The sequence below is a fragment of the Hymenobacter sp. FMD4 genome (assembly GCF_058932745.1).
In genome coordinates, this window is record NZ_JBZYWH010000017.1 from 1 (window position 1) to 11,788 (window position 11,788).

Annotated in this window: 8 protein-coding genes; 2 read left to right on the forward strand and 6 right to left on the reverse strand. The window is 60.7% G+C overall.

What is annotated here, in order from left to right:
• The 4 genes from AC5FXY_RS15155 to AC5FXY_RS15170 all read right to left on the reverse strand — a co-directional run.
• A partial coding sequence (locus AC5FXY_RS15155) for a glycosyltransferase (RefSeq protein ID WP_493557541.1) occupies window positions 1-2,617 on the reverse strand: 2,617 nt, incomplete at its 3' end.
• A gap of 872 nt (window positions 2,618-3,489) precedes the next feature.
• Complete coding sequence (locus tag AC5FXY_RS15160; protein ID WP_493557542.1) at window positions 3,490-4,449, reverse strand: pectinesterase family protein; 960 nt, start codon at window positions 4,447-4,449, stop codon at window positions 3,490-3,492.
• Window positions 4,446-5,264: a rhamnogalacturonan acetylesterase gene (locus tag AC5FXY_RS15165; protein ID WP_493557543.1), complete on the reverse strand. Its 819-nt coding sequence runs from the start codon at window positions 5,262-5,264 to the stop codon at window positions 4,446-4,448. Before AC5FXY_RS15165 ends, AC5FXY_RS15160 begins: the two co-directional genes overlap by 4 nt.
• Window positions 5,265-5,320: 56 nt before the next feature.
• On the reverse strand, window positions 5,321-6,106 hold the full coding sequence (locus AC5FXY_RS15170) for a rhamnogalacturonan acetylesterase (RefSeq protein ID WP_493557544.1): 786 nt from the start codon (window positions 6,104-6,106) through the stop codon (window positions 5,321-5,323).
• 327 nt (window positions 6,107-6,433) lie between these two features.
• On the opposite strand from AC5FXY_RS15170, the gene AC5FXY_RS15175 reads away from it, so the two are divergent.
• On the forward strand, window positions 6,434-7,135 hold the full coding sequence (locus tag AC5FXY_RS15175; protein WP_493557545.1) for a hypothetical protein: 702 nt from the start codon (window positions 6,434-6,436) through the stop codon (window positions 7,133-7,135).
• Window positions 7,136-7,234: 99 nt separating this feature from the next.
• Here AC5FXY_RS15175 and AC5FXY_RS15180 read toward each other — a convergent pair whose 3' ends face one another.
• Complete coding sequence (locus tag AC5FXY_RS15180) at window positions 7,235-8,185, reverse strand: aldo/keto reductase (RefSeq protein WP_493557546.1); 951 nt, start codon at window positions 8,183-8,185, stop codon at window positions 7,235-7,237.
• A 282-nt stretch (window positions 8,186-8,467) separates the two neighbouring features.
• Between AC5FXY_RS15180 and AC5FXY_RS15185 the strand changes: the two genes are divergently transcribed.
• Complete coding sequence (locus AC5FXY_RS15185; protein ID WP_493557547.1) at window positions 8,468-10,150, forward strand: N-acyl-D-amino-acid deacylase family protein; 1,683 nt, start codon at window positions 8,468-8,470, stop codon at window positions 10,148-10,150.
• Window positions 10,151-10,261: 111 nt separating this feature from the next.
• Here the strand turns inward: AC5FXY_RS15185 and AC5FXY_RS15190 are convergent, their stop codons facing one another.
• On the reverse strand, window positions 10,262-11,716 hold the full coding sequence (locus AC5FXY_RS15190) for an alpha-amylase family glycosyl hydrolase (protein WP_493557548.1): 1,455 nt from the start codon (window positions 11,714-11,716) through the stop codon (window positions 10,262-10,264).
• Window positions 11,717-11,788 lie beyond the last annotated feature (72 nt).

Sequence of the window (11,788 nt, forward strand, 5' to 3'; positions counted from 1 at the left end):
CTAGTTTGAAGTGGTCGTAGCTGGCTTCGGTTACCAGCTCCTCCGAGTTGGTAAAAGCCGCTGTGGCGGCCGCTTCCGGTTCCGCCGCTTCGCTGGCCGCCGGGGCCGCCAGGCTTTGGAAGGCCCGCGACAGATCGGTCATGGAGCGGGCCACATCCAGCAGGCAGTGCGCCGCAAACAGGCCGGTGCCGAGCAGCAGCATACCCGACAGCACGTAGGCGCGGTCGATAAAGGAAAGCGCCGCCAACGACAGCAGCAGCCCGGCAATGACGTAAGCCGATTTGCTCAGCACTGCCCACGACTTAAACTTGATCATCAGGCGGCCGCCGCCGTGCTCTTCCACGGCCATCACGCCGCGTGCCCCGGCAAAGAAGCTACAGGTGGCCTGCAGGTCCCACCGATCAAAGGTGCCGCCGCGGCGGGCGCGCACTTTGTGCCGCAGCAGGTGATTCTCGACGCGAGCCAGCAGCTCCTCCACCGGGTGCCAGTCTTCGGACCAGCATTCTTCCTGCCGACGGAAGCGCAGCAGCTGCCCGGCGTACTGCGTGCAGCTGCTGCGCCGCCGCCAGGGCGTGAGGCCGAACTGCAGGCGGCCGTAAAGCCGGGCGACGGGCTGCATCAGGTGCAGCAGGGTAGTCAGGGCAAAGCGTTTGAGCTGATTCAGGCGGCTACCGGCGCTGCGAAAATCGGCGCGGCTGGCACTCAGCGCCGCCTGCGCCACCACCAGCAGGCCCGTAACGAGCAGCGGCGGAATGGCCCACAACAGCGCCGGCCACAGCACCGACAGCACCGACAGCGTGGCCAGCAGCCCGATCAACAGAAACCACTCCGGCATCAGCGGCAGATAAGCAATTGAGTTGGGCGCCTGCTCGTACACCGACTGGAACAGCGCCGAGCCCCAAGTGCCGTGGAAGATCTTGCGTTTGCCCACTTGGATGGGCAGCGTTAGTCCGTTGCCGTAGATGCGGCCCGTCCAGGAAAGGTGGCCGAAGCTGTTGTACTTCTGCGGCCACTTGCCTTCCAGCAGCGCCTCGGCCTTGCCGTAGCCCTTCTGCTGCCGCCAGTACATCTTGACGGAGTTGCGCCGGTGGTGCCACACAAACGCCGAAGCGTGGAAGCCGATGGTGTGCCCGGTGTGCAGGATGCGCCAGCACAGGTCTACGTCGTCGCCGGCGGCGCGGTAGATGGGGTCGAAGCCGCCTACTTCCAGCAGCACCGCGCGGCGGAAGGCCATGTTGCAGCCGGGAATGTGCTCGGCCAGCTCATCGGAGGTGAGCACGTGCACGGGCCCGCCGGGGGCATTGGCCACGCAGTCCGCAATGAGGCCGCCGTCGCCGGGCGGCAGGTTGGGGCCGCCGATGCCGGCGTGCTCGGAGCTCAGAAAAGCATAAGCAAGGTAGCGCAGCCACTGCGGATCGGGGTAGGCATCGTCGTCGATGTAGGCCACGATTTCGCCTTTGGCGGCGTACAGGGCCGTGTTGCGCGCGCTGCTGAGGCCCTGGTTTTCGGTGCTGATGAGCTGAACGTCGTAGTTTTTTACAATATCAAGGAGGCTATCGGTGGAGCCATCGTTCACCACTATGACTTCGTAGCTGGGGTAGTCCAGCGCCATGAGGCCCTCCATGGTGTCGCGGATGGTAGCGCTGCCGTTGTAGGAGCACACCGCTACCGAGATAAAAGGCAGGTCGGCTTCGTTGGTAAAGGGCACATCGGCAAAGGCCTGGCTTACCGTGTGCAGGGCCGGCTTGGGGTGGCGGTTGCGGTCGACGAGGCCAAAATCCCAATCCTCTATATCGAAGCCACCACGCCACCACTCATCGGTCCAGGCAAAAACGAAGGTGCCCACGCAGCCTTTGGCGAAGATGCTGCGAATCTGCCAGTCGAGGATTTCGGCCTGCTTTTCCACGCTGTTGCGCAGGCTGTCGAGGCCCACTTCGGCCAGCAGCAGGGGTTTGGCGCCCACCAGGTTGTGCAGCTTGGCGATGTAAGCGTTGAGCTTCTCCGGCGTTTCGAGGTAAACGTTGAAGCAGGCAAAGTCCAGAAACGGCAGGGAGAGGTACTCGGTAGTAGGGTAGTTGACGTACGTGACCAGTCCCGCGGGGTCTTCGGCCTTCACGGCGGCGTAGAGTCGGTGCAAAAAGCAGCTGATTTTTTCCTCGCCGTACCAGCGCACGATGGGCGCCGGAATCTCATTGCCGATGGCGTAGCACAAGATGGCAGGGTGCTGCTGGCAAGCGCGCACATTGGCCCGCAGCCGGGCAACAATGTCCTGTGCCTGCGCCGGAGTGTCCAGAAAGGTAAGGTGCTGCTCCCAAGGCAGGCCCACCATCACCAGCAGACCGTATTCCAAGGCCTTATCGAGCAGGTAGGTTGGCGGCACGGTATAGGTCCGAACGCAGTTGATGCCGTTCTGGGCCATGGCCGCAAAGTCCAGATCAATAACTTCGGGCGTGGGGTATTGGTGGCCGGCTTCACTGGGCCGAAATGTGCCGTACGTGACGCCCTTGATGTACAGTTTCTGCTTTCCCCACATCAGGAACTTGCCCTTGACACGGACTCGCTCGTGGGTGGCGCGCAAAGTGGCCGTGGGAATCAGTTGCGGTGATTCTTGTCTCATAAACCAGCAGAATTTGGAGCACGACGAGGTCAGGGCCGGTAGCCGTGCGCAAGACTTTAGAAATGGGCTGGTGGAGTAGCGAACGGGTTTCAGCAGGACGGAAACCGCAATCCGCTAGCAGGCCGGTCCGTTGGGGCCGGTCAGGGGAATATTGCCAGAGCTTTCCGCTTTGGCGGTTTTCAGTACGAATAGGGGGTTAGGTGTGTTGGGCGCTTAAGCGGATCGATTGTCCAAGCAGCATGGCAAAACGGTGGCGTAGGCGGCGGAATAGTGGAAGCTTCCTGGCGCGGGTTGGAGCAGGAACGGTACGGCTGTACATGTATAGTAAGAGCAATATAAACACCTTTATTGGTGTTATTTAATTAATCTAATTTTTATTTTGACTTTATAAGGTCAAAGAGTGCCTTCTGTTATATAAGCTGGCATCTATTGAGCAGAAGCAGTCAATCAATTAAAAGATGTTACGTGAGCCAAACGCCAACTGTGGGCCCCCATGCAGCCTGCCTTCAAGAACGGCACCTGTTATCTGTGCTTTCCGGTAAAAAATAGCCAGGACGGTTTCGTAATTGAGTGATTAACAATGCTCATGCCGCAGGTTCATTCACCAATAAGGGTGTGCTGATAAACCTGGTGCAAGGCTGGCCTACGCACCGTTCCATCATCGAGCACAAAGGCAAGTGGTACATCTTCTACCCGACACTGAGCTATCGGGCAAGACCACCTGCGCAACGTGAAGGAGCTCAAGCGCCGCCCCAATAGCGGCCTCGAACTCATAGAGCCATTAGCTAGCTGCAAGTACTGAGACACAACCGCCGGCCCCGGTATCCACAAGGAATACCGAGGCCGGCGGTTGTGTCTCTGAAGGCTAGGTTCTACAGTTCCTGCCGCGGGTTCCAGTTCCGAAATACCGTTTCCAGGGTGTATTGCCGGGCTTCCGTTTCGCTGAGCTGGCGCGACCAGGGCACGCGCTGCTTGGGCATGTAGCCCTTGCCTTTGTTCTTATACTCGGCGTAGTAAGCCGTTTGCTTGTTCGATTCCTTGTCCCAATGGTCCCAGCCTTCAGGACGAATGTGCGGGCCTAGTTCGCAGCCGATAAACACCGTTTTGGCGTAGGGCCGCCACGGCCGGCCGAGGTAGAAGCTGCCAGCTGCCGCATCGGGGGTGGGGAGAATGCGACAATTATTAAACACGTAGCCGTAGCGAGTGCTGTCGGGCGTGGAGGCCGCCGTTACGTAGCCGTTCTTCTTGCACAGAATGGTGCAGTTCTCAAACCACGCCGTGGACGAGCCGAAGATAAAATCCACCGTGCCCTCGATGTAGCAATCCTGGTAATACTGCCGCGAGCCGTAGCCGTAGGTGTACAGCGTATCCTGAAAGCCCCGGAAGCGACAGTTTTTGAAGCGCATCCGGTCGCCGGCCACCCACAGGGCCACGGCCTGACCTACCGGCCCAGATGAGTTTTCGAACGTAAGGTTTTCGGCCGTAAAATCGGGGCCGTAGAGGTAGCAGCTGGAGGAGCCCGAAGTGCCTTTGTCTTCGCCGAAGATGTTCTTCTTCTGGTTGTAATCGTCGTAGGTGAGGATGGTCTGGTCGCGGTCTTCACCGATGAGCCGCACAAATTGCTTCGAGCCGGCCAAAATCAGCTTCTCCTTGTAGGTACCTTTCTTGACGTAGATGGTGGTTACCTTCTTGCGGAAGTCCGGTACCGCGTTGAAGGCCTCTTGCACCGTGCGGAACTGCCCCGAACCGTCCTGCGCCACCACAAAATCGTAACCAAAAGCCCGGCCCAGCAGCAGCCAGCTCAGGCAGACAAGGGAAAAGAGGTGCTTCACGGCGTGGTGGGTTGGGCGTCTTTGCCGTTGGCAGTGGGCGGCACGGCGTTCTTGGCAGTGGGCTTGGCCAGCCGTTCCGAAAGCAGCGGCAACTTTTGGGCTATTACTTGACTCACCACCAGCTGCGCCATTTTGCGGGCGCCCAGCTCGCTGAAGTGGGTGTTGTCATTCTTCCCGTAGGGGTAGTTCGGATGGTCGCCGGGCGCGAGCTGCAGAAACAGCAGCTTGGAGTTTTCCTCCCCGAACTGCTGCAGCATTTCGCGGCTTAGTTGATCTAAATCGATAACGGGCACCTTGTGCTGCTTGGCCACCTCCAAAGTCGCGGCCGAATAGGCCACGTGCGTTTCCTGCTGCCGACCATCCTTGAACTTGCGCCGCGTGACGGGCGTGATGAGCACTGGGTAAGCTTTCTTGACCCGCGTCTCGGTCACAAACTTGATGAGGTTCTTGCGGTAATCGGTGGGCGAAGTGTAGCGGTCGGGGTGGGCCTCCGATTCGTCGTTGTGTCCGAATTGAATGAATACGTAATCCTGCGGTTGCAGCGCATCCACAATGGGCTGCCAGCGGTTTTCGGCCAGAAAGGTGCGGGTGCTGCGGCCGTTCATGGCGTGGTTGGCCACTACCACCGTTGTGTCAAAAAAAGTACTCAGTGGCATTCCCCAGCCAGTTTCGGGAAACACCTGCGTCACCTTTTGGGCGATGGTAGAGTCGCCGATGAGGTAGAGCTTGAGCTTTTTGGGAGGCGCCGGGGCCGTGAAGGCGGCTAGCAGTAGCACGAGACTAAGCGGCCAGGCTTTGCGCAGGAGGTGTAGCATGGGGTGGGAGGTAAGAGTTGGTGCCGAGTTGCCTGCTCCGCGCTTGGCGGCTGCATTTACCGGGCTTGCGGGTCCACGGCGGTTTTTACTTCGCGCTTCACGATGCGGTCGGCTAGTTCCAGCTTTAGCGTGCGGATGTCGGCCAGTACCAGCTGGGCCATTTTGCGGGCGCCCAGCTCGCTGAAGTGGGTGTTGTCGTCGCGGCCGTCAGGGTAGTTGGGGTGCTCACCGGGCGCCAGTTGGTTGAACAGCAGCTTAGAGTTTTCGACGCCAAATTGCTGCAGCAGCGCCTGGCTGCTGCGGTCTAGGTCGATGAGCGGAACGTTGTTGGCCTTGGCCACCTTGCGCACCAGCTCGGCGTAGGCCTCGTGGGTGCCCACTACCTTGCCCGCCTCGTTGAATTTGCGGCGAGCTACCGGCGTCAGCAGCACCGGCAGGCCTTTTTTCTGCCGCGTTTCGGTCACGAAGCGCAACAGGTTCTGCTGGAACTCGGCCTCGGTGGTGTAGCTCTTTTTGGTTGGCACCTCGTCGTTGTGCCCAAATTGGATGAAAACGTAGTCGCCTTCCTTCAGCGCGGCCGCTACGGACTGCCAGCGGTTTTCGGCCAGAAAGGTGCGGGTGCTGCGGCCGTTCATGGCGCGGTTATCCACGGTCGCCGTTTCGTCGAAAAAGGCCGTGAAGGGCATTCCCCAGCCGGTTTCGGGGTAGGTTTTTACTTCTTTGATCGACAAGGTAGAATCGCCGATCAGGTACACGGTAATCTTCTTGGGGGCGGGGGCACTAAAGGCCAGCAGGCCCAACAGCACCAGCGCCGCGGCGTATCGCAGGCAGCGGTGAATCATACTTGGGAAAGGAAATGAAGGGAGCCGTGCCCGCCGCGCCGCTACCGAGCCGCATCCGGGGCAGGATAGCTCAGCAGCAGCGCGGGGTAAGCACACTCACTCACAGGTTGATAATCGGAGCTTTAAACCAGGCTCGCAAGGATGATCCTGCTTTTATCTGCGCAATCGTTATCGGGAACGTTGCCAAATCAACCCCTGGGCTGCAACCGTGGCAGCCCAAACGGGCTCTGCCAAGCAGTAAGCTCTAGTCCGGTTCAGGAGCGCCTGCTTGTGCGGGAGCCGAAGCCAGGGTAGCAGCGCTGATTGTCATCTATGTTTTAAAGCATTATGAAAGCTCTGGGATTACTCATCGGTCTGGGAATGGCCACACAGGTTGCGCAAGCTCAAGCGACGGAGTTTTCGGCTCACCTGAACACCGGCTTTTTTCACTTCGCCGGTATTTCCACGTCCCGTTACACCGGCATCGTTATGAGCGACGTAGCCTCGGTGCCGGACTACACCAATTCGCCTTACGGTGCCCGAATGGGCTTCTCATACGGACTGGCGGCGCAGGTGCAGCGGGTTACAGCTGGCGGTACGGTATTCGGCTTGCAGGCCGGCTATGATAAGCTCCGCAGCCGCGTTGAAATCGACCAAGTGTACAATCGATTTCCGGGTCGGGCTACCGAGGGGCATTCCAACCTCGAAACCCAGTTTATCAACTCTTATGCTTTCGCCGGACACCGGTTCCGGGCTGGTTCGGTGGACCTGGACGTGGCTGCCGGCCCAGAGCTAGGCTGGGGGCTGAAGTCGGTGGATAAGGGGTGGGCAACCCACGAAGATGGTTTCGAGGTGAGGGTAAACAATGAGCGCGAGGCGCCGACGATGGATGCCCGGGCTCGCGGCACCGTCGCGGCTTACTACAAGCGTATGGGGTTGTCGCTGAGCTACTCGCGCGGCTTCACAAATTACCTCAGCAGTTACGATGGCGGTAGCAACGACGCTTCGGCTCGGTTGCTGCGCATCAGCGCCGTGTACCGGCTGCAGTAGTCCGTTCGCCCAACACACGCCGGCCCCGCTACTAATCTGGTAGCGGGGCCGGCGTGTGTTGGGTAAGGCCAGCGCAAGCAGCGCTCCAAGCTTTAATTATTATTCGCTGGCTTGCTTCAACTGCTGCAAATCCTGATCAGAGAGCTGCAACTGCATGGCCTTCAAAATGTCCTGCACCTGCTCCGGGCTGGTGGCACTGGCAATGGGGGCGGTAAGGCCCGGCTGCGCCATAATCCAGGCCAGGGCCACCTGAGCTTGCGTAGCACCTTGGTGGGCAGCCACCTCATCCACAGCCGCCAAGATGCGCAGGCCGCGTTCGTTTAGGTACTTGTTGCCGACGCCGCCGCCGCGGGCGCTTTTCTTTAGGTCGGCTTCGGAGCGGTACTTGCCGGTGAGGAAGCCGGCAGCCAGGCCGTAATAGGGAATCACGCCGAGGCCGAACTGCTGGCACACGGGCAAGAGTTGCTGCTCAAACTCGCTACGGTCGTAGAGGTTGTAGAGCGGCTGCAGGGTTTCGTAGCGCGGTAGGCCGTGCTGCTCGCTGGCTTGCAGGGCCTCGGTGAGGCGCTCGGCCGAGAAGTTGGAGGCTCCGATAGCGCGCACTTTACCTTCCTTGATTAGCTGGGCGTAGGCTTCCAGCGGCTCGTGCACCGGCACCGTAGGGTCGTCTTTGTGCGACTGGTACAGGTCGAGGTAGTCCGTCTTGAGGCGCTTCAACGAGCCCTCCACGGTGCGCAGGATGTAGTCTTTTGACAGGCCTTTCTGGTCGGGCGCTACTTCCCAGCCGACTTTGGTGGCGATGATTACATCGTCGCGGCGGCCGCGCTGCTGCAGCCATTTGCCGATGATGGTTTCGGATTCGCCACCGGTGTGGCCGGGCACCCACACGGAGTAGCCGTGGGCCGTGTCGATGCAGTTGCCGCCGCCGTCCACGAAGGCGTTGAGCACCCGGAAGGAAGTGGCCTCGTCGGCCGTCCAGCCGAATACGTTGCCGCCCAGTACCAGCGGCGCAATGGAAAGGCCGGAGCGGCCAAGTTCACGTTGTTGCATATGTCAGTCAGGAAGAAGGAAGGTAAACAACCGCAGGGCGCGGCCAGGGTTTAAACGTGCTGTGGCGCGGAGTGGTACTCCGCGTGGCGATGCAGGCGCTAAGGCAGTTCTGCGCGGCTTGAGCATGGCGGCTGTTGGCCGCACGCGGAGTGTTACTCCGCGCCACTTGGTTGGGTATGCGCAGTGTGTGGGTGGCCGCCCACGTCATTCCAAAGCCGATGCTGCCGTAACCAAGCCGGCCGAAGCTTGTACGCTAGCCCGTTTCTGAGTACCTACGCAACTATGCAGGCTCCCGACTCCACTACCCTGGCTTCGGCTACGTTTAACGTGGCCCCGCCGGTCTTCGCCAAACAGATCTTTAAATGGTTCGGCAAGCTGCTCGGGGCCGCGCTGTTATTGACAGGCTTAACGGCCGAAGCCCAGCAGCCCCGCGCCAGCATCCTCATCCGCAACGGCCGCATCCTGGACGGCTCCGGCAACTCCTGGTACCACGGCGACGTGGCCGTGCACAACGGCCGCATCCTGGCCATCGGGCGCCTGTCCGCCAATTACCCCGCCGATACCGTGCTCGACGCCAAAGGCCTCATTGTGGCGCCCGGCTTCATCGACGTGCACACCCACATCGAAGACGATGAGCTGCGCCAGCCCACGGCCGATAACTTTATCTACGACGGCGTGACGACGGTAATCACCGGCAACTGCGGCTTTTCCCGCCTCGATCTTAGCCGCTACTTCCACGTGCTCGACAGCGCCCGGCTTTCGGTGAACGTGGCTTCTCTAATGGGCCACAACGACATCCGCCGCGCCGTGATGGGTGGCGCCAACCGCGTACCTACCGAGGCCGAGCTGCAACGCATGGAAGCCCTGGTGGCGCAGGGCATGCAGGCCGGTGCCGTGGGATTCTCCTCGGGGCTGATTTACATTCCCGGCACCTACACCCGCACGCCCGAAGTCGTGCGGCTGGCCCGCGTGGCCGCGCAGCACCGCGGCGTGTATGCCACCCACATGCGCAGCGAAGGCGACAGTATCACGCAGGCCATTCAGGAGGCCTTGCGCGTGGGCCGCGAGGCCGGCATGCCGGTGCAGATTTCGCACCTTAAGCTCAGCGGACAGCACAACTGGGGCCGCGTGGGAGAGCTCCTGAACCTCATCGACGAAGCCCGCCGCCAGGGGCAGGAAGTGACCATCGATCAGTACCCGTACACGGCCAGCTCCACTTCCCTGAGCACCCTGCTTCCGGATGCCCTGCAGGCCGACGGACGCGACTCGTTGAAAGCCCGGCTCAGCCGCCCCGCCGTGCGCAAAGCCGCGGTGGAGTCCATGGTGCAGCGCCTGCGCAAGCGCAAGCTGAAGCACTTTAGCTACGCCGTGGTGGCCAGCTTTCCACCCGAGCCGAGCTACAACGGCCTCAGCATCGAGCAAATCAACCAGCGCCTGGGCCGCAAGCACCACGCCAAGGAAGAGGCCGAAACCATCCTGAACCTGGTAGTGCAGCACAACGCCGGTATGGTGTTTCACGGCATGAGCGAGCAAGATGTGCAGCAAATCATGCGCTACCCCTTCAATATGGTCGCTTCTGATGCTACCGTCCGGGTGTGGCAGGAGGGGGTGCCACACCCGCGCGGCTACGGGTCCAATGCCCGCGTGCTGGGCCGCTACGTGCGTGAGCTGCAGGTCATCAGGCTGGAAGAAGCTGTGCGCCGCATGACCTCACTGCCCGCCCAAACTTTCGGCCTGCTCGACCGCGGCCTGCTACGCCCCGGCATGGCCGCCGATATCGTCGTGTTCGACCCCGCTACCGTGCAGGACCTTTCCACTTACGACAAGCCGCACCAGTACAGCACCGGCATGCAGTACGTGCTGGTGAACGGGCGTCTCACGGTAAATCAAGGCAAGCACCTCGGCCGCCGCGCTGGGCAAGTGCTGCGCAGGGCTACGGCAAGCGCGCAGCCAGTAACGAGGTAGCCGGTGGCTCCGTGCAAGTCAGAGACTTGCTTCCGTCGGTCGTCGGGCAGTCCTGTAGCAGCGCGCACCAGCGCGCACTGCTACGGAATGACAACGTTCATACGAGCTGAGTTAAGGTTGAGAAGTAGCCGAAGCAGGCTGCTCCAGCACGCGGTAGCTGTGAGCAAATACCGGCAGCGTAATGTCCTGCGCCACCCGGTAGAGCTGATCAGCATTTACGTCGTAAAAGTCGCCGCTCCACGGTGCCGGAATGCGTACTTCCTTTTGCTCGCCGGTAAAGTTTACGGCCACGATTACCGAGGCCTTGTTCTTGTGGCGCACGAAGGCATAGGTGCCCTCGGGCGAGGGCAGGCGCGTAAACTGGCCGCACGGGTCGCCGTTGGCCAAGGCCGGGTTGCGCTTCTTGAGTTGCAGCAGCTGGGTGTAAAAGCGCTCCAGCGGGTAGTTATTCCATTCGATGGGGTCTTTGTCGAAAAACTTTAGGCGCTTTTTCAGGGCGGCTTCCTGCCCGCTGTACACCATCGGAATGCCGGGAAGCAGGGCCGTAAGCACGGCCTGCGGCAGGGCATTTTCGCCGAGGCGTTCGTACTCGGTACCGTCCCAGCTATTGATGTCGTGCGAGGTGGTAAAGTTCATCAAGTACACCGAGGGCGGGTACTTGGCGCGCTCTACCTGGAGGTACTGGTCGATGGCCGCGGTGGGCTGCTGGCCGCGGGCAATGCTGTCGAGCAAATAGCGCAGGCGCAGGGCGTAGGTAGCGTCGAAGGCTTGTTCGAGCAGGCGGCTGTTGGGGTCGAACTCGCCAGGCTTGAGGAAGGGCGGATCGTGCAGCTCGTCCCATTCGGCCAGCATAAACACCGGCTTGATTTTCTCCAGCTCGCGGCGGGTATGGTTCCAAAAGTCGGTGGGCACCAGGCCGGCCACGTCGCAGCGGAAGCCGTCCACGTCGGCCTCGCGCACCCAGTAGGCCATGCTCTCGGTCATGTACTGGCGCAGTTCGGGCTTGCTGAAATCCAGGTCGATGACGTCCTGCCAATCGGAAACGGGGGGCACGAAGCGGCCCTGCGCGTCCTTGGTAAACCACTCCGGATGTTCCTTGGCCAGCCTGCTGTCCCAAGCTGTATGATTGGCCACCCAATCCAGAATCACGTGCATGCCGCGCTTGTGGGCTTCTTGCACAAGGTGGCGCAGGTCATCCATCGTGCCCATTTCGGGGTTTACGGTGCGGTAGTCCTGCACGGAGTAGTAGCTGCCCAGCGTGCCCTTGCGCTTCTGCTGCCCGATGGGGTGCACCGGCATCAGCCACAAAATGCCCACGCCCATCTTTTCCAGCCGCGGCAGGTGTTGTTCGAAAGCTTTGAAGGTGCCCTCCGGCGTGTACTGCCGGATGTTGACCTCGTAGAGGCTGGCTTGCCGGGCCCACGCGGGCTGTTTCACCTGAAACGCCGGCGGCACGGGCGCGCAGTTCGGGTCTTGGTTTTTCGTGGCGTCAGTGGATTTGGACTGGCAGCCGATAAGCAAAGCCGCCGTGAGCATTCCGGTGGAAAAGATGGGGAGCAAGCGCATGCCTAAACATACGTAATTGCACTATTTAGATAATGTATCTTGTATTATATATATAATCAACGCTTCTGCAAT